Here is a 17,738-nt window from a genome sequence, read left to right as displayed (position 1 = left end):
GGGCCCGCGCCTTGCCGTGCTCATGCTATGCGCAATGTTTGTCGGCTTGTGGACGGCTCACGCGCGCGCGGCACCGCTTGAACAGGCCGTCAAGGCGAGCTTTCTGTTCAAGTTCGCGCCATTTGTGGAGTGGCCGGACAATGGTGCCGGTGCAGGCAAGCCCTTCACCATCTGTGTTGTCGGCGAGGATCCGTTCGGCGCGACGCTCGACGAGGTCGTCCGCGGGCAGCGCATTTCCGGCCGCTCGGTGAATGTGCGGCGCCTGGGCGACAGCGGCAATGCAGCGGGCTGCCAGATGCTCTTCGCCGGCCGATCCTCGTCGGCGGGTTACGCGCCCTTCGCGGCGGTTGCCGGGCAGCCGGTGCTCACCGTCAGCGATCAGAAAAGCGGCGTGCAGGGATCGATGATCCAGTTCGTCATGCAGGCCGGGCGCGTGCGCTTCCAGATTGATGAAGGCGCTGCGCGTAGCAATGGTCTGGTGATAAGCTCGAAATTGCTCGGGCTCGCCATATCGGTGGAACGGAAATGAAGATGCGTGTCGGTTCGCCGGTCAGGCCGGCTTCGCTCAAGGCCTGGATCAAGCAGCTGATGGCGACGCCGCTTGCGGCTGCCATCATCGCGCTGCTGTTGCTGCTGGCCGGCGTGGTGTTCACGCTCCAGGTCGATCGCATCGGCCGGACCGAGAAGCTGCGCCAGGCGAGCGTGCAGGCGCAGATCCTGGCGAGCGGCATCGCCGCGCCGCTGGCGTTCGGCGACGAAGCCACGCTGCGTGAATATCTCGAGGCGCTGCGTGCCGATCCGCAGATCATCGCAGTCGGCGCCTATGACGCCACGGGCCGTTTCGTCGCCGGCTACAACGTGGTGCCGACCCGGCTTCCGGATCACGGACGCCTTGCCGAACCGGCAATGACCGCGCGCGACCTCACCGTGACGGCGGCGGTCGTCCAGGGTGGGACACGGCTGGGCACGGTCTATCTGCGTGCGACGCTCGATAGCTGGCAGCGCCGTGCAACGCGCTATGCCGGCCTCGCCGCGATCGTGCTCATGGCCTCCTTGCTGATCGCCACGCTCGGTGCGTCATATGCGTCGCTGCACGAGGCGCATGCCAGGTTGCAGGAAGAGACGGCCAGCCGCCAGCAGGCCGAGGAGGCACTGCGCCAGTCGCAGAAAATGGAAGCGCTCGGCCAGCTCACCGGCGGTGTGGCGCATGACTTCAACAATCTGCTGATGGTCGCCTCCGGGAGCCTCGACCTCATGGATCGCACCGACGACCCGGCCAGGCTCGATCGGCTGAAGGCCGGCATTCGCCATGCCGTCGATCGCGGCGCCAAGCTGACCCAGCAATTGCTCGCTTTCTCGCGCCGCTCGCCGCTCAAGGCGGAAGTGGTCGATCTGGGTGACCGCATCCGCGGCATGGACACCCTGCTCGATCGCCTGACCACCAACGGCATCTCGCTCAAGACCAGCATCGCGTCCAATCTGTGGCCGGTCGAGATCGATCCGTCCGAGCTCGAGGTCGCCCTGCTCAACGTCGTCATCAACGCGCGCGACGCGATGCCGCAGGGCGGCCTCGTGACAATCTCCGCCGAGAACCTGCCGGGCGATGGCGGCGCGCCCGATCAGGTGCGCATCGCGATCAGCGATACCGGCACGGGCATCCCGCCGGACGTGCTCGATCGGATCTTCGAACCCTTCTTCACGACCAAAGGCGCCGGGCACGGCACCGGGCTCGGCCTCAGCCAGGTCTATGGGTTTGTGCGCGCGTCCGGCGGCGACATCCAGGTCGAAAGCGTGCCCGGCCAAGGGACGCGCATCACCTTGCTGCTTCCCCGCTCGACCTTGTCGCCGATCCGCTCGCAACCGGAACAGCCGGTCGTCGAGGCGGCGAGCAAGCGGCGCATTCTCCTGGTCGAGGATAACGACACGGTCGCCGAAATGGTCGGCGGGATGCTCGATGAGATCGGCTATGAGCAAGAGCGCGCGGCATCGGGCGACGAAGCGCTCGTCCGGCTGGAGCAAGGCGCGAACTTCGCGCTGGTGCTTTCCGACATGATCATGCCCGGCAAGCTCAACGGCCTCGATCTGGTGCATGAGATCGGACGTCGCTGGCCGCGCATGCCCGCAGTGCTGATGACGGGTTTCAGCGAGGCCAGCATCTCTGCCCGGGGCGAAGGCATTCCGCTGCTCACCAAGCCCTTCTCGATCCAGTCGCTGTCCGCGCAGATCAACGACACGCTGTCGCGAAGCTGACCGGTCTCGCTGTGCCTCCCTGGCGATCCGTCAGGGGACGGAGTTCTTCCATTCCTCCAGCGCTTCCTCGATCCGCTGGAGCTGCATGCCGAGCGCGCGCTCCGCGCTCATCGAGGCCGCCCGGATGCTGTCGGAATCCCGGCGCAGGAAGGCCGTTTCGAACTGCACGAGCGATTCCACGACGGCCTGCATGTCGAGGACGAGCCGGAACAGGTCGCCTCGCGTCGCCGGGCGGGCGAAGGCGCGGACCATGTGCGCGACATCGGGATCATTGGGATGCTCGCTGCTCGCTGACCGGGCTTCAATCATGATTCCACATCGTTCGCGCCGGTGAAGGCACGCTCCATAGAGTGAATGGGCAAGGCTGGCTTGGGCGCGGCCGCTCAGGCAAAGCGCACGGTTGACGAATGCTCGGTCCGGTCCGCCTCCTCTTCAAGATTGGCGAGCCACTGTTCCATGCCGGCCTCTTCCGCCTCTTCCGGCAGCAACGCGAGGATGGCGGTTTCGATGTCGCTCGCGCTCGCTCGGTACGGCAGGCGGGCATCCCGCCGGGCGATGGATCGCTCGGCCACCTTGGCGGCGGCCCGCAGCGCCAGACGGGCGCCCTGCAACAGGGCCGCTCGCTCCACCGATGCGCGATAGGAGGCGAAGGCGCATGTCAGCTTGTCCTGGTCCGGGTTTCTGTCCAGAACCTCGCGCACGCGCAGGGCTTGATAGGGCAGGCTGCCATAGAGCAGGCAGTCGGTGCTGTACCAGAAACGCCGCGCCGCTTCCCAATCCGCCCCCGTGATCGTCACGTCTTCCGGTTGCGGCACCGATCGTTTCACCTCTCCGTCAATCTTCTCTGACACGATCCGCTCCTCGCCCCCACGAGCCGTTCCGCATCCCCATGACAAAGGTTTAGAGCGTCATCGCTAACGCGATCTCGCGCTCATGAGTTATCCCGAAATTAACACTGATCTTACACCCCCGCACATTCGAACCGTCATTCCTGGCAACCCATCTTTGGTCACACTATCAGCAACGATACAGGCCAAGCGCTTGCCTGCGTGCTGCTTTGTTCATGATGAGAAAGAGCCCCGGGGATCGCATGCCCCGAGTCTTCTTGCTTTAACCCAGTCAAGTAGGACAGCCCCGATTTCGCCACTGCGCAAGGGACGGGCAGCGCTGCGCTCTGCTCCTGTAGAGGGAGATGGCCTCATGGCCCTTTCCCGCCCGAACCCCGCCTTCCAACGACCAGATCTGCCTCATCAAAGAGACCGGGCGCTAGCTGGAATTATCCACGCCGCTTAGAACAACGACTTCCCCAACTCGCCGGCGCATTTTCTCATTTTGGACTGAACCTACACCCTAGCGGATATATCGGTTGGGGGATTGTCAGGGGGGGTAAGATCGCCGACAACATCCGTGTGAAGGATGGGCGGGCATATCTGACGACGGGGAACGATGCGGCATTCGCGCTGCTGTCCGACACCGATCTGGTCGAACTGTGGTTCAATGCGGCCGACCAGGACCATCCGACGCCGGCGGAAGCGGCCATCCGCGACGAACTGACCCGGCGCGACATCCAGGTCTGACCCACCACCAGAACCAAAACGGGCGCGTTCCCACGACGCGCTCCGGAGGGCGAGCAAATCCCACGTGCTCGCCCTCCTCCACCAGATAACGGGACAGGCCCGCTAACGGCGGACGCGGCGGCGATAGGTGACGTTCACCCGCTCCGACAGCAGCAGGTAAGGCAGCCACAGCGCCATGCTGAGCATGGTCTTCTGGATATTGCCCGTCAGTACCAATACTAGCCCGCGCGCGACGGGGGCCGGCAGCGCCTGATCGCCGAGCAGCTGTGCGATGACGAGCTGCGAGGCGACGTCCATCGTCCAGATCAGCAGCAGGACGCGCGGGAACCAGGGCACGTGACGCACCGCCAGCACGAACGCCGCCGCATAGAGAAGATTGAACAGCACGCAATCGGCCGCGAGCGAAAAGAACAGCATGCGCGCCCAGCCCGGCCCGACGCTGGCGATCGCGGGGACTCCAATCATGAACTCGCCGGTGCGCATCGCGACGTTGATCAAAAGGCCGATGGCGAGACCCGCCATCAGGCCGCTCGCCCCGAAGCTGGGATGGCTCTGCGCGGTCAGCGGATCGACCCGGCGCCACCGGCCGATGCGGGCCAGCACGATCTCGGGCAGCGCGACGAGGGCATGGCGCGGGAAGAAACGGGCGGCCAGCACGAGACCGAGCGCCGGCGAGACGATGAGGGCGAGATGCGCGGCGAGACTGGACCAGGAGGGCGCGACGGCGAGAACTTCCAGCCGCCGGATGACGACGACGCCGAGGACCAGCGCCCAGGCGGCGGCGATCAGGCCGACATGGCGCTCCACGGCGACAATCGCGCGGAGGGACCGCAAGCGCATGACCCGCGCGAAGCTGCCGTTACGGAATGCTGCCATCTCGACCATGACGATACTCTCGCGCTGCGGACCGGCCAAGACCTAACGAAAGACCGTTAACGTCTCTTGAAGGGGTTAATGTGCCTGAATGACACAGGATTTGGCCGAAAGCGCATGAGGCTCCCCGATTTGCTCGACTCGGCCGCCGATTCGCACGGCTGAACTCATTGCCGGGAACCATTTTCGCCGGGGCCGCAGCGCGCACGGCGCGAATTCCGCCATGTCGGAAAAATGCCCGAAAATTCAGATTGATGACGCATTTCCGCGCGGATGAATAAACGAAGGTTATATAACGAATTATTTATCAAATTTGGTTAAAACCTGACTTAAGGTATTATAGCGGTACGTGTTTTTACTTAGAAATATCATTTTACATGGTTAACGAACCGTTTTCACAAGCTATTGAAAATACTCAGAAAGTTAAAAATTGACTAACAGGCGATAATGGTTTCTTTTCAATGCGTTCCCTGAGGAGGGCTGCGAAAGGGTTGAAAAACCCGGACTGAAACGTGGGTTGCAGAGCTTTCGTAATAAATTTCTCAGGTGGGCGAGAAATGAGCATGAAATGGGTTCAAGCTCAATTTGTTGCATGGGAACTTAATCATGAAGACATTCATCAAGACCTTTCTGTACGACCAGACAGGCGCTGCCGCTGCCGAGTATGCGCTGATCCTCGGCGTCATTGGCACCGCCATCGTTGTCGGCGCTGGCGCACTTGGCAGTGGCATTAGCGACGCACTGACGGCCGCGGGTACTTTCATCACCGCCCACGAAGTTCAGTAAGTTCGATCTGACCTCGAAGGCTGCCACGGTCCGAGCCAACAGCGATCGGCGTGGCAGTCTCTTCGGTTTCTTCGGGAGCGCGTACGTTGTCGAATCAACGTAACTTTGTAATTCTTCTCATTGCGCTCCTGATGGGCGTCTTTGCCGTATATCTTGCAAATAGTTATTTTACGGGTGTTGCGAGACACAACGAAAAGATTGCCGAGGATTTAAATCTAGCGACCATCGTCGCCGCGCGCGTTCCGCTGAACTATGGCGACCAGATCACCGCCGACAAGCTCAAGGTCGTGCAATGGCCGTCTTCGTCGGTCCCCGAGGGCTCCTTCAACGATATTCGCGCGCTGCTCTCCGATCCCGCCGGGCCACGCGTCACGCTGCGCCCCATCGAGGCGGGCGTGCCGGTGCTGCGCCCGATGATCTCCGGCCCCGGTGGCCGCGCCGTCATTTCCGCGACGCTGTCGCGCGACAAGCGCGCCGTCGCGATCCGGGTCAACGAAGCCTCGGGCGTTGGCGGGTTCGTCGCGCCGGGCGACAGCGTCGACGTGTTGCTGACGCGGCAGCCGCCGGCCAGTGGCGCCAGCGCCGCCGAGCAGATCACCGACACGATCGTCGAGAATGTGCGCGTCATCGCGACCGACCAGAATGCCAACGACGCCAGCAAGGACCCGCAGGTCAGCAAGACGGTGACCCTGGAAGTCGACCCCATTCAGGCGCAGAAGATCGCGCTGGCCGGCCAGATCGGCCAGCTTTCTCTCTCCCTGCGCAATGTCGCGGACCGCAAGCCGGCCGAGACGCGGACCGTGACGGTCGCCGATCTCGGATCGGGCGGCTATCCCTACTACACTCCTGCCCCCGCTGCGGCGGCGGCGCCGGCCTATCACCGGGCGCCTGCCGCACCGCGTGCGGCCGCGCCGGCGCGGCCGAGCGGCCCGGCCGTGATCGTGGGCAAGGGTCTTTCCATTTCCAAGGTCGAGGTGTCCCGTGACGGCGGCAATTAAGGACATGCAAGCGTTTCCCACGTTGGTCAGCATGGTCTGTGCCGTCCTCCTCACGGGGCTTCCCGGCTCTGCCATGGCGGCCCCCCCGCCGTCATGGCAGGATGCCGCCTCCGGCGTCAGCGCCGGCCAGCTCGACGTGCCGCTGAACAAGAGCCAGATGCTGACGGTCGACCAGCCGGTCGGCCGGGTGATGGTGGGCAATGCCGAGGTGGCCGACGTCATGCCGATCACCACCAAGAGCATCTATGTGCTCGGCAAGAAGATCGGCACGACCAGCCTCACCGTGTTCGACAAGGCGGACCATGTGATGGCGGTTGTCGATGTCGCGGTCGGGCCGGACATCGTCTCGCTGCGTCGCCAGATCGGCGAGCTGCTGCCGGGCGAGAAGATCGGCGCGAGCATCTCCAACGACGCGATCGTCCTCACCGGTGTCGCCTCCAGCGCGCCCGCGATCGACCGGGCCGTCCAGCTCGCCAAGACCTATTCGGGCGACAAGGTGGTCAACATGGTGTCGCTGGGCGCGAGCCAGCAGGTGATGCTGGAAGTGCGCTTCTCCGAAGTGCAGCGCGACACCGCCAAGAAGCTGGGCATCGGCGCCTTCCTGAACAGCCAGAGCGGCCGGTTCGACGGCGTGTTCGGCAATGGCGCCCAGCTCGTGCCGGACAAGGATACCGGCGTGGGCGTCATGCAGCGCACTGCGGTGACCGACACGTTCGGCGTGTTCCGCCAGCTCTTCAATATCGGCGGTGTCGGCATCGAAGGCACGCTGGATGCTCTCGAGAGCAAGGGGCTGGTCAAGACGCTGGCTCAGCCGACGCTGATCGCCCTCTCGGGCGAGACCGCCTCCTTCCTGGCGGGCGGCGAATTCCCGATTCCGGTGGTGCAGAACGGCAATAGCAGTGGCGGCGCCGCACAGGTGACGGTCGAGTTCAAGCCGTTCGGCGTCAGCCTGGCCTTCACACCGACGGTGCTGGCCGACAAGGTGATCAGCCTGGCGGTCGAGCCGGAAGTCAGCGCGATCGACCAGAGTTCCTCGGTGCAGATCAACGGCCTCTCCATCCCCGGCCTGCGCACGCGGCGGGCAAGCACGGTGCTGGAGCTGCACGACGGCGAGGCCTTCGCCATCGCCGGCCTGATGCAGAAGGATTTCGGCACGACGGTGCGGCAATTGCCGATCCTGGGATCGCTGCCCATTCTGGGCACGCTGTTCCGCTCGACGGGCTTCCAGCGCGGCGAGACCGAGCTGGTGATCGTCGTCATCCCGCATCTGGTGAAGCCGGTGAAGCCCGCGCAGATCTCGCTGCCGACCGATCGGGTCAAGGATGCGCGGGAAGGCGACCTGTTCCTGATGGGGCGGACCGACGGGGCGGTGCCGGTGCTGCCCGCGCCCGAAGGCGCGACTGCGCCGGCGAGCGACAGCAAGAAGGCCAAGGAGAAGCGTGATGGCTATGAATATTAAGGTCGGCGCGCTTGCCCTCGCCCTGAGCCTGCCCTTGTGCCTGGGCGCCTGCACGCCGATGGACGCGGGCTTCGGCGACAGCGTGCGCACCAATCTGGCGGCGCAGACGATCGACCCCGATCCGGCCGCCAACGGGGCCGAGCCGGCTTATTCGGGCCAGAAGGGTGCGGCCGCCGTCGAGCGCTATCGCACCGACAGAGTGAAGCCGCCCAAGGGCATCCGCACGACCGACGGCATTTCCGGCGGCGCATCGAACTCGGGCGGTTCCGGGCGGTAACAGGGAGGATGCGATGGCGCTGACGACCCGACTGCGAGCCCTGCATGGATCGACCGACGGCGCGGTGGCGCCGACCGTGGCGCTCTGCCTGGTCGCGCTGATCGGCGTGGGCGGCATCGCCTTCGACTATGCGCGCATGGCCGGCCTCCACTCGGAGCTGCAGAATGCGGCGGATCAGGCCGCGCTGGCGGCGGCGACGCAGCTCGATGGCAAGAGCGGCGCCATCGCGCGCGCGACGGCGGCGGCGAGCGCGCTCGTCACCAACTCGACGCTGCTGGCCTATGATGCGGGGACGAAGCCCTCGGTCGCGATGGCGAAGGTCGAGTTCTACACCGATCAAGGTACGACGGCGACGACGGCGGATGCGACGGCGCGGTTCGTCAAGGTCACCGTCGATGGCCGGGAAGTCCATTATGCGCTGACGCCGATCGTCGGGGCGATCAGCTCCGGATCGCTCGACGCGATCGCGATGGCGGGGCTGGGATCGGCGATCTGCAAGGTGCCGCCGCTGATGATCTGCAATCCGGCGGAGGCGACCGACCCCGCCTTCACGGTGGGCAATTATCTCAGGAAGGGCCTCAAGCTGGTCAGCGGCGGCTGGGCGCCCGGCAATTTCGGCTTCCTCAAGACCGGCAGCGGCAACGGCACGCCCGATCTGGCGAAAGCGATCGGCTGGGTGTCGCTGCCCTATGACTGCTCGCCCGGAACCGGCGTCAGCACCAATCCGGGCAATATGGGCCAGACCGTGATCGATGCGCTCAACACGCGCTTCGACGTGGGCGATTCCAGCTCCTGCCCCAGCGGCGGCACCTGCCCGCCCTCGACCAACAGCACCAAGGATCTGGTGAAGGACAACAAGACCACCGGCAACCAGGCTTGTATCGTCCAGAACAAGGGCTGGCAGGAAGCCGCCACGGGCTATGGCTATTATCTCGGTGGCAAGAACGGCAAGACAGCGACGCCGGTGACGACCACCACCGCCCTGCCGACCACCGGCGCACAGGATCCGCTTGCGATGGGCTATCCGCGCGATCTCTGCCACGCCTTCGACACCACCTGCAGTGGCCAGACCGGCGGCAGCCGGATCGGCGACGGCGTGTGGGATATCGACGCCTATTTCCGGGTCAACTACAAGGGTCTCAACCATAGCGGCTGGATGGCGGGCACGCATCTGGCGGCCAATGCCTCGCGCTACGAAGTCTACAAGTGGGAAATGGACAATGCCGGCACGGTGCTGAACGGCCAGAAAGTGCTGGACCCGGCGGGCCGCCCGGTCGACACGTTATATGCCTACGGCGCGCCCAAATGCGTAACGCCGGGCATGGCGCCGGGCGGCTCCCACCCGGACCGGCGCCGGCTCTCGGTCGCGGTCGTGAACTGCACCGCCAACAGCGTCAACGGCAATTCCACCAACCTGCCCGTGCAGAAGTGGATCGACGTCTTCCTCACCGAGCCTTCGTTGGGCCGCTCCGTCACCTACAAGAGCGGCACGTCCAAGGACGAAATGTATGTCGAAGTGATCGCCGAGGCCGGCACGAGCACCAGCGCGGGCACGGCCGGCCAGGTGGTGCGCCGCGACGTGCCGTATCTGGTCAAATGACGCGCCTGCTCGCCTCCTTCCTGCGCGACCGGCGCGGCACCGCGGCGGCGGAGATGGCGCTGGTGACGCCGCTGCTGATCATCATCATGTTCGGCGCGTTCGAGGCCGGCAATTATTTCTGGAACGAGCATGTCCTGATCAAGGCGGTGCGCGACGGGGCGCGCTTCGCCGGGCGCCAGTCGTTCGGCAAATATAGCTGCGCGGCGGTGACCGACAGCGCGGCGGCGAGCGCGATCAGGGCGGTCACGCGCACCGGGTCACCGAGCGGCACGACGCCGAGGATCGCCGGCTGGACCGACGCGCAGGTCACGCTCGCGGTCTCATGCGTCTCCGGCGAGAGCGGGATCTATGCCGCCAATGCGGGGGACGCGCCGCGCGTGACGGTCAGCGCGACCGTGCCCTATACCGCGCTGTTCGGATCGCTGATCTTCGCGAACGATCTCAACCTCGTGGCCTCGGCCCAGTCGCCGGTGATGGGCATATGAGGGGGGCGCTGCGGGCCTTCTGGCGGGATCGCGCGGGCGCCTCGGCGGCCGAGTTCGCGATGGTGCTGCCGCTGCTGCTGCTGTTCATCTTCGGCGCGATCGACGTCGGCCGGCTGATGTGGACCTGGAACGAGGCGGAGAAAGCCACCCAGATGGGCGTGCGCTTCGCGGTGGCGACCGATCTCGTGCCCAGCGACCTCGCCACCTACAGCTATGCGGCGAACGGCGTCCCACAGGGCGACCCGGTCCCCGAGAGCGCCTTCCCGGGGGTGAGCTGCGATTCGGCGACCTGCGCGTGCAAGAGCGGCGGCAGCTGCCCGTTCGGCATGACGCGCAACGGGGACGCGTTCAACCGGCTCGTGGCGCGCATGGCGCAGCTCGAACCGGACATCAAGGCGGCGAACGTCACGGTGGACTACGGCTATTCGGGGCTCGGCTATGCCGGCGACCCGAACGGGCCGGACGTTTCACCACTTGTTACCGTCAATCTGCGAAACGTGGTGTTTCAGCCGATCACGCTCCTGCTGTTCGGCGCGTCGATCACTCTGCCGAGTTTCAGCGCGACCCTCAGCCTGGAAGACGGCGCCGGCACCGACTTGAACTGACGGACGATTATCGTGGGACTTTTCGATCACAAGCTTGGCATATCGGAGGACGAGATCCTGGACCTCAGTCAGTACAAGATCGAGATCGTCCTCAGCGAAGCCGAAATCGCGCAGCTCGAGGAAGGCGATCCCGGCGCCTCCGGCCTCGCCGTCACCGTCAATCCGGCCGAGCTGACGGAGCCGGTCGCGCGCGGCATCGTGCAGTCCGCCTCGATCCTGTGCGTCGAGGTCGATGCGCGGACACCGCGCTCGCTGGCGCGCCTGACGGACCTGCGCGCCGACAATCCCGACCTGCCGATCATCGCGCTGGCCCGCGACGCCGACGTCGCGCTGGTGCGCACGCTGCTGCGGCAGGGCGTCAACGACGTGGTCGACCTGCCGCTCTCGATCCGCCAGCTGGCCGAGAGCGTGGGCGAAATCCTGGGAAGCCTGGCGCCAAAGCCGGTGGCGGGCGAGCGCCGCAACGGCCGGCTGATCGCCGTGGTGAAAAGCACAGGCGGCGTCGGCGCGACCAATGTCGCGGTCAATCTCGCGACCTCGCTCGGCGCGGAAGGCGGCAACGGCTCGGCATGCCTGTTCGACCTGGACGTGCAGTTCGGCAATGCCGCCACCTATCTGGGCGCGCCCAACGAGCCTTCCCTCAGCGAATTGCTGGCGGGCGGCGCGCGCATCGACGGGGACTTCCTACGCACGGTCTCCTCGGACGTGGCCGGCGGGGTTCGTTTCGTCGCGGCACCGCCCGACATCCAGCCGATCGAAACGGTCGACGAGACGCAGATCCGCCGAATCCTGCGCACGGCGCGGGGCGAGTTCGACTATGTCGTCGCGGATCTACCGGCCAACTGGGCGAACTGGACGCTGGCGGTCGTCGCCGAGGCGGACATCATCGTGCTGGTCGTCACGCTCAGCATCGCCAGCCTGCGGCAGGGCCGGCGCCAGCTGCAACTGCTGCGCAGCCAGGGCGTCGACCCGGCCAAGATCCAGATCCTCGTCAACCGTGTCGAGCAGCGGCTGTTCAAGACCATCGGCCTCGACGACGCGGCGAAAGCGCTGGGCCATCCGGTCACGCTCTCCGTCCACAACGACTATCCGCTGCTGAGCGCCGCCAACAATCAGGGCATTCTCGTCGCCGAGCTCGGCAAGCGATCGAAGGTCGCGCGCGACTATGCCCGGATCGCCCAGACGATCGCCCAACTGACCGACCGGGCTGTGCGCTAAGATGTGGCAGATCAAGCGCGATACCCATGCCGACACCGAAAGCCTGGGCGCCCGCGACCGGGATGCCGGGCCGCGCGGCCGCTCGGCGCCGGAATATCTCGACCTCAAGATCGAGCTGCACCGGCGCCTGATCGAGCTCATCAACCTGCAGGCGCTCGAAACGATGACCCGGCCGCAGATCGAGGTCGAGGTCGGCGAGATCGTGCACGAGCAGCTCGCCCTGCAGAAGCATGCGCTGAACCAGACCGAGCGCCGGGCGCTGGTCTCCGACATTCTCGACGAGCTGCTGGGATTGGGCCCGCTCGAGCCGCTGCTGCAGGACGAGACAATCAACGACATCCTGGTCAACGGGCATGACGTGATCTTCGTCGAGCGCCAGGGCCGGCTGGAGCGCGTCGACAGCCGGTTCAAGGACGACCGCCACCTGCTGCGCATCATCCAGAAGATCGTGAGCGCGGTCGGCCGCCGGGTCGACGAACAGTCGCCCTATGTCGACGCCCGCCTCGCCGACGGCTCGCGCGTCAACGCCGTGATCCCGCCGCTCGCGATCGACGGGCCGCTGCTCTCGATCCGCAAATTCTCCAAGAAGCCGATCCACATGGGCAAGCTTGTGGAATATGGCAGCATTCCGCAGGCCGTTGCCGATGTGCTCTCCGCCGTCGTGGTGGCGCGCCGGAACGTGCTGATCTCCGGCGGCACGGGCGCCGGCAAGACGACTTTGCTCAACGCGATGTCGGCGGCCATCGACCAGTCCGAGCGGATCGTCACGATCGAGGATTCGGCCGAGTTGCAGCTGCAACAGATCCATGTCGCGCGCATGGAGACCCGCCCGCCCAACATCGAGGGCCGCGGCGAGATCAGCCAACGCGACTTGGTGAAGAACGCGCTGCGCATGCGACCCGACCGCATCATCGTGGGCGAGGTGCGCGCCGGCGAGGCCTTCGACATGCTGCAGGCGATGAATACGGGCCACGACGGATCGATGACCACCGTCCATGCCAACACCGCCCGCGACGCGCTGGCGCGCCTGGAGCAGATGATCGGCATGAGCGGCATCGACATGCCCGCCCGCTCCGCGCGCGCGCAGATCGCTTCGGCGATCAACGTCGTCGTCCAGGTCGCGCGCCTCTCCGACGGATCGCGCCGGGTGACCAGCGTGTCGGAAGTCACCGGCATGGAAAGCGACGTCGTCACCATGCAGGAAATCTTCCGTTACCGCATTCGCGGCCGCGACGAGACCAACCGGATCGACGGCTATTTCGAGGCGACCGGCATCCGGCCGCGCTTCCTGGAGCAATTGCACGAGCACGGAGTCAGCCTGCCGGCCGACATCTTCCGGCCCGACCTGAGGATCAGCTGAGATGAGCGACACCGTCATCCGGACGCTCGTCCTGGTCCTCATCTTCGGCACCGTGTTCCTGATCAGCGAGATGGTGCTCGGCCAATGGCGCGCCAGCGGCAGCTCGAGCCGCGCGATCAACAAGCGCCTGCGCATGATCGAGCAGGGCAACGACCGCCGCGAGATCATCACCCAGATCCGCAAGGATTCGGCGGACGGCCTCGGCAAGCTGCCCGGTCTGGCCGGGCGCCTGCTCGGCTCGTTCGAGAAGACCATTCGCGCGAGCAAGATCGGGCTGACCGCGAAGCAGGGACTGGCCGCAATGGCCGCCGCGGCGGCGACCGTCTTCTGTCTGATCGTGATCAGCGCCGGGCTCTTCGGCTTCGGACTGACGCTCGGGACGATCCAGCTGGCGCTGGTTCTGGCCATCTGCATCGGCATCGTGTTGCCGATGCTGTTCCTGGCGCAGGTCGCCCAGAAGCGCCGCGCCAAGATGCAGGAGCAGTTTCCCGTCGCGCTGGACATTTTCGTGCGCGGCCTGCGGGCGGGACATCCCATCGCCTCCGCGCTCAACCTGCTGGCCACCGAAATGGAAGACCCGATCGGCAGCGAGTTCGGCCTGGTCACAGACGAGGTCGCCTATGGCGCCGACCTGCGGGACTCCCTCCAGGACATGGCGGATCGCTGGGACCTGGAGGATATGCGCATGTTCGTGGTCTCCCTCTCCGTGCAGAATGAGACCGGCGGCAATCTCGCCGAGATTCTGGAGAATCTCTCGCAGGTCATCCGCGAGCGCGCCTCCATGTACATGAAGGTGCGCGCGCTGAGCTCCGAGGGGCGCATGTCGGCCAAGGTGCTGACGGCGCTGCCGATCGGCACCTTCGCCCTCGTCTTCGCGACCAATCCGGCCTTCTACCTCGAATATTCCAACGATCCGGCCTTCATCATGGGGTTCAGCCTGCTCATCGGCCTCTATCTGCTGGGCGTCTTCATCATCCGCCGCATGGTCGATCTGAAGGTCTGACATGGTCGACGTCCTCATATCCTCCGCTGCCCTGCGCATGACCGTCCTGATGATCGTCTTCATCGCGGTCGTCGCCGGCGTCCTGCTGTTCGCGCGCATTGTCTCCGGCCGGTCCGCCGTCCGCCGGCGGCTGGAAGTCGAGCCATCGGGATCGCCGCTGTCGGCCGAGACGGACAGCAAATATCTGCGCGAGCAGGAACGGCAGCAAGGCTGGGCCAAGCTGACCGCGGCAATCGAGCGGGCCGGCATCCAGCTCACCGACGAGAAGAACAACACGCTCAAGGCGAAGCTGGCCATGGCCGGCTTCCGCTCCCCGGTGGCCGTGCGGATCTTCACGCTCGCCCGGCTCGTTTTGCTCTTCGGCGTCCCGAGCCTGTATCTCGCGACCGTGCTGCTCGCCCCCGAGCGGCCGTCCCTGTTCAAAATCTATCTGATCTCGGTCGGGCTCGCGCTGATCGGCATGTATCTGCCCAACATCTGGCTCAACGGCCGGGCCGAGCGGCGGCGCAACGAGATCGTCAACGGCTTCCCCGATTGCCTCGACCTGATGCTGGTCTGCGTCGAGGCGGGCCTCGGCCTCGAAGCCGCCTTCGACCGGGTCGGCCGGGAAATCCTGCGCTCGCATCCGCTCCTTGCCGAGATCCTCTCGACGGCGACGCTGGAATTGCGCGCGGGCGCGAGCCGGGAGCAGGCGCTGCGCAGCATGGCCCTGCGCGCGCAGGTGGACGAGATCCGGGCGTTCACGACGTTGCTCATCCAGTCCGACAAGCTCGGCACCAGCATCGGCCAGACGCTGCGCATCTATGCCAGCGAGATGCGCGAGAAGCGGCGCATGCGCGCCGAGGAAAAGGCCCACAAGCTGCCCGTGCTGCTCTCCATCCCGCTCGTCGCCTGCATGCTGCCGACGATGATCGGCGTGCTGATGCTGCCTGCGGCGCTGCGCGTGGTTCGCGTGATGTTGCCATTGATGCGGGGGACACATTGATGAACCGGACATATCGCTCGATCGGCTGCTGCGCGCTGATGGCATCCTTGCTCGCCGGTTGTGCGGGGCGACACGCGAGCGTGGCGATCCGGCCCGTCGGCGTGCCCGAAGCGACCGCGCTCTCGGGCGCGGACGCCCTGATCAGACAGGGCCGCAGGTTCCTCGCGAGCGAGAATTACGGTCTGGCGATCGCCCAGTTTCGCGAGGCCATGCGGTTCGATGAAAACTCGGCCGCGGCGAGCAACGGGCTGGGCATCGCCTATGCCTCGATCGGCCGCGATGATCTGGCGCGGCGCTATTTCGAGCGGGCCATCGCCTTCGCGCCGACGGATGCGTCCTATCGTCGCAATCTCGACCGCTTCGCCAGCACCACGGATCGCGCGGGCGATGCCGAGCTGGCTGCGGACATGCCAGCGGGTCAGGACGAAGGGCCGGTCGGCTATCATCTGCGCCAGGAAGCCAGCTCCCCGGTCGATCATGACAAGGCCGCCGATCTTTCGCTGGCGCTGCCGCCAGCGGGCGACAAGCCCGTCCTGACCGAGGCGCGCCTTGCGGTCGGCACGCTCGGCGCAATGCTGACGACCAGGGCACCGCAAGCCGCCGCGTCCGCGGCGCCGCAACAGCCGGTCCGCTTCACGCTGGACAGGGCGCAGGCCCCCGTCCCCGCCTATGGACCGGCGCCCGTGCTCAAGCGCGTCAGCATCTACGAGGTGCGCATCGCCGCGCGCAAGCCGGCCGAGGTGCTGGCCGAGATCATGCAGCGCGACTATCTCGCGCAGTGGGACAAGGGCGAGACCGTCGCGCCCGAAGCGCGCGAGGCGCTGACCGGCCAGGCCGCGTTCCGGGCCGCGCTCGGCCACGCACGCGGACGGATCGCCAATGCGCTGTCGATCACGATGGCGAGGCAGGCCTGCGCGCAGGCCAGGCTGGCATCCTATACTTTCTACGCGGCAGCGCGCACATCCTCCTCGCAATGCGCCTCCTGATCCTGCCGGCATTGCTGCAGCTCATGACGGCGGGTCCGGTGGCGGCGCAGGCGGCGCCCAGCGCTCACCAGCCCGACGCCGAGGCTATCCGCACCGCCATCGCCGCCGGACGGCTCGAGGAGGCGTCGACGCTGCTCCTCATCCGCGATGCGCAGCATCCCGGCGCGCAGGACGACGCGCTCATGCTCGCGAGAGGCGAACTGGCGCTGGCGCGAGGGTCCGCGACGGATGCCGAGCGGCTGATCGAGGGCGTCGCAGCGGAGGGCGCGCTGCGCTGTGGCGTCAAGCGCATCCGGGCCCTCGCCCTGATGGAACGGGCCCATGACGACAGCGCGATCGACCGGCTGGGCGCGGTGGCCGAAGGATGCGCGCCGGACTGGCGGGTGTGGCGCGCTCTGGGCACATTGCTCGGGGAGAAGAGCGAGCGGGACGCCAGCCGGTTCGCCTTCGCGCAGGCGCTGGCGGCGGGCGGGGATCCCTCGATGCTGCGCAACGATCGGGCGCGCGCGCTGATCGGGATGGGCGATCTCACTGGCGCGGCGGAGACGCTGCAGGACGGCGTGACGAGCGCGCCGCAGGACGCCGCCTCGCGGCAATTGCTCGATCTGGTGAACGGGATGCGCGGCTTCGAGCCGGAACGGGCGGCGTCCGACACCGACGAGCGCTGGGCGCAGCGGCTGGCCGATGCCGCCGACGGCGCGCGCCGGGCGGGGCGGACGGCGCTGGCCCGCAGCTTGATCGACCAGGCGCTGCTGGCCTCGCCGCGTTATGACGAGCGGCTGCTGGCGGCGGCGAAGCGGCCATGAGCCACGCTGCCATCGCCTGCCAGATCCTCGCCTGCGCGCTGCTGGTCGGCGCGGCCTTCCAGGATCTTCGCACGCGTTCGATCGCGAACGGCTGGTCCGTCGCGCTTCTCGTCCTGTTCGCGGTCGCCTATGCGCTCGGCGTCATCGCGGGACCGCTGGTGTCGCATCTCCTGCATTTCGCGCTGGCGCTGTCGGTGGGGATGATCCTGTTCGCGCTGCGCTGGTTCGGCGGCGGCGATGCCAAGCTCTATGCCGCTATCGCGCTCTGGTTCTCGCTGGGCAATTCGCTCTATCTGTTCGTCAGCGTCGCGCTGGCCGGGCTGGTCCTGGCGGTCGCGCATCTGCTCATCCGGATGGTCCAGAGCAAGGAAACGCGCGCGCGCGCCATCCGCGAGGGCAAGATCGCCTATGGCGTGGCGATCGCGGCCGGTGCGATCGCGGCCCTCCCCCGGGTCATGCTGTAGGCCGCG

At 66.4% G+C, this 17,738-nt stretch carries 20 protein-coding genes; 17 read left to right on the top strand and 3 right to left on the bottom strand.

All coding sequences use genetic code 11. The features are described from left to right. Positions 1-46: 46 nt before the first annotated feature. Complete coding sequence (locus KK488_RS10010; protein WP_250890245.1) at positions 47-529, top strand: TOL_0243 family YfiR-like periplasmic protein; 483 nt, start codon at positions 47-49, stop codon at positions 527-529. Beyond that, complete coding sequence (locus KK488_RS10005; protein WP_250890244.1) at positions 526-2,250, top strand: ATP-binding protein; 1,725 nt, start codon at positions 526-528, stop codon at positions 2,248-2,250. The genes KK488_RS10010 and KK488_RS10005 overlap by 4 nt, the downstream gene beginning before the upstream one ends. 30 nt (positions 2,251-2,280) lie before the next feature. Here KK488_RS10005 and KK488_RS10000 read toward each other — a convergent pair whose 3' ends face one another. Both KK488_RS10000 and KK488_RS09995 read right to left on the bottom strand, forming a co-directional pair. After that, on the bottom strand, positions 2,281-2,559 hold the full coding sequence (locus tag KK488_RS10000; RefSeq protein WP_214623089.1) for a hypothetical protein: 279 nt from the start codon (positions 2,557-2,559) through the stop codon (positions 2,281-2,283). Positions 2,560-2,633: 74 nt separating this feature from the next. Next, on the bottom strand, positions 2,634-3,077 hold the full coding sequence (locus KK488_RS09995) for a hypothetical protein (RefSeq protein ID WP_214623086.1): 444 nt from the start codon (positions 3,075-3,077) through the stop codon (positions 2,634-2,636). A gap of 582 nt (positions 3,078-3,659) precedes the next feature. On the opposite strand from KK488_RS09995, the gene KK488_RS09990 reads away from it, so the two are divergent. After that, positions 3,660-3,827, top strand: a complete 168-nt coding sequence (locus tag KK488_RS09990) for a hypothetical protein (protein ID WP_214623533.1) — start codon at positions 3,660-3,662, stop codon at positions 3,825-3,827. A gap of 102 nt (positions 3,828-3,929) precedes the next feature. On the opposite strand, the gene KK488_RS09985 is transcribed toward KK488_RS09990, so the two are convergent. Next, the gene (locus tag KK488_RS09985; RefSeq protein ID WP_214623085.1) at positions 3,930-4,667 is read right to left on the bottom strand and encodes a DUF2569 domain-containing protein; all 738 of its coding nucleotides are present in this window, start codon (positions 4,665-4,667) and stop codon (positions 3,930-3,932) included. Between the two features lie 639 nt (positions 4,668-5,306). Here KK488_RS09985 and KK488_RS09980 point away from each other — a divergent pair. The 14 genes from KK488_RS09980 (at position 5,307) to KK488_RS09915 (ending at position 17,732) form a co-directional block, all read left to right on the top strand. Then, entirely contained in the window at positions 5,307-5,486 is a 180-nt protein-coding gene (locus tag KK488_RS09980) for a Flp family type IVb pilin (RefSeq protein WP_214623083.1), read from the top strand. A gap of 50 nt (positions 5,487-5,536) precedes the next feature. Beyond that, a complete protein-coding gene (cpaB, locus tag KK488_RS09975; RefSeq protein WP_349356872.1) occupies positions 5,537-6,484 on the top strand; it encodes a Flp pilus assembly protein CpaB in 948 nt (315 codons plus the stop codon). 73 nt (positions 6,485-6,557) lie between these two features. Continuing rightward, positions 6,558-7,943 carry a type II and III secretion system protein family protein gene (locus KK488_RS09970; protein WP_250890243.1) on the top strand — a complete coding sequence of 462 codons (1,386 nt, stop codon included), beginning with the start codon at positions 6,558-6,560 and terminating at the stop codon, positions 7,941-7,943. Next, positions 7,927-8,220, top strand: a complete 294-nt coding sequence (locus KK488_RS09965) for a hypothetical protein (protein WP_250890242.1) — start codon at positions 7,927-7,929, stop codon at positions 8,218-8,220. Before KK488_RS09970 ends, KK488_RS09965 begins: the two co-directional genes overlap by 17 nt. A 13-nt stretch (positions 8,221-8,233) precedes the next feature. Continuing rightward, positions 8,234-9,820 (top strand): TadE/TadG family type IV pilus assembly protein, encoded by a 1,587-nt coding sequence (locus KK488_RS09960; protein WP_214623079.1) that lies wholly within the window; start codon positions 8,234-8,236, stop codon positions 9,818-9,820. Continuing rightward, positions 9,817-10,305 carry a TadE/TadG family type IV pilus assembly protein gene (locus KK488_RS09955; protein WP_214623077.1) on the top strand — a complete coding sequence of 163 codons (489 nt, stop codon included), beginning with the start codon at positions 9,817-9,819 and terminating at the stop codon, positions 10,303-10,305. The genes KK488_RS09960 and KK488_RS09955 overlap by 4 nt, the downstream gene beginning before the upstream one ends. Further along, entirely contained in the window at positions 10,302-10,910 is a 609-nt protein-coding gene (locus KK488_RS09950) for a TadE/TadG family type IV pilus assembly protein (RefSeq protein ID WP_214623075.1), read from the top strand. The genes KK488_RS09955 and KK488_RS09950 overlap by 4 nt, the downstream gene beginning before the upstream one ends. Before the next feature lie 12 nt (positions 10,911-10,922). After that, on the top strand, positions 10,923-12,128 hold the full coding sequence (locus KK488_RS21670) for a CpaE/TadZ family protein (RefSeq protein WP_214623073.1): 1,206 nt from the start codon (positions 10,923-10,925) through the stop codon (positions 12,126-12,128). A 1-nt stretch (position 12,129) separates the two neighbouring features. After that, entirely contained in the window at positions 12,130-13,488 is a 1,359-nt protein-coding gene (locus KK488_RS09940) for a TadA family conjugal transfer-associated ATPase (protein WP_214623071.1), read from the top strand. Position 13,489: 1 nt separating this feature from the next. Then, positions 13,490-14,491, top strand: a complete 1,002-nt coding sequence (locus KK488_RS09935) for a type II secretion system F family protein (protein ID WP_214623068.1) — start codon at positions 13,490-13,492, stop codon at positions 14,489-14,491. 1 nt (position 14,492) lies between these two features. Continuing rightward, positions 14,493-15,476: a type II secretion system F family protein gene (locus tag KK488_RS09930; RefSeq protein ID WP_214623066.1), complete on the top strand. Its 984-nt coding sequence runs from the start codon at positions 14,493-14,495 to the stop codon at positions 15,474-15,476. After that, positions 15,476-16,462, top strand: coding sequence for a tetratricopeptide repeat protein (locus KK488_RS09925; protein ID WP_214623064.1), 987 nt, complete (start codon positions 15,476-15,478; stop codon positions 16,460-16,462). Before KK488_RS09930 ends, KK488_RS09925 begins: the two co-directional genes overlap by 1 nt. Beyond that, the gene (locus KK488_RS09920) at positions 16,450-17,268 is read left to right on the top strand and encodes a hypothetical protein (protein ID WP_214623062.1); all 819 of its coding nucleotides are present in this window, start codon (positions 16,450-16,452) and stop codon (positions 17,266-17,268) included. The genes KK488_RS09925 and KK488_RS09920 overlap by 13 nt, the downstream gene beginning before the upstream one ends. After that, on the top strand, positions 17,265-17,732 hold the full coding sequence (locus KK488_RS09915; RefSeq protein ID WP_214623060.1) for an A24 family peptidase: 468 nt from the start codon (positions 17,265-17,267) through the stop codon (positions 17,730-17,732). The genes KK488_RS09920 and KK488_RS09915 overlap by 4 nt, the downstream gene beginning before the upstream one ends. Positions 17,733-17,738 lie beyond the last annotated feature (6 nt).

This window comes from Sphingobium nicotianae (assembly GCF_018603885.1).
GTDB lineage: Bacteria > Pseudomonadota > Alphaproteobacteria > Sphingomonadales > Sphingomonadaceae > Sphingobium > Sphingobium nicotianae.
Note: the sequence above shows the minus strand (reverse complement) of the source record. Positions and strands in the feature narration are given on the sequence as shown.